The 239-nt window shown below is 64.4% G+C and carries 1 protein-coding gene; it reads left to right on the top strand.

Features of this window, described 5'->3' with window-relative positions; translation table 11 throughout:
• A partial coding sequence (locus tag R2R70_RS22900) for an NIPSNAP family protein (RefSeq protein WP_410979332.1) occupies positions 1 to 193 on the top strand: 193 nt, incomplete at its 5' end.
• Between the last annotated feature and the right edge of the window lie 46 nt (positions 194 to 239).

Here is a 239-nt window from a genome sequence, read left to right as displayed (position 1 = left end):
CTACTTCCTGCCATCCGAAGGCGCCAGCAACATCGCGCTCGCAATGTTCACGTTCCCGAGCCTCGCCGAGTACGAGCGCTACCGCGAACGCTCGAAGGACGATCCCGCCTGCCAGGCCGCGTTCCGCTACGCGGAGGAAACGCGCTGCATCGTCAGCTACGAGCGCAGCTTCTTCCGGCCGGTGTTCGAGTAACCGCCATGCATCGCGCCCCCTTTCTGGCGGCGGACGAAAAAAAGCC

The organism is Cobetia sp. SIMBA_158, assembly GCF_046566945.1.
In the GTDB taxonomy this organism is placed as follows: domain Bacteria; phylum Pseudomonadota; class Gammaproteobacteria; order Pseudomonadales; family Halomonadaceae; genus Cobetia; species Cobetia amphilecti.
This window is presented reverse-complemented; position numbering and strand designations above follow the sequence as displayed.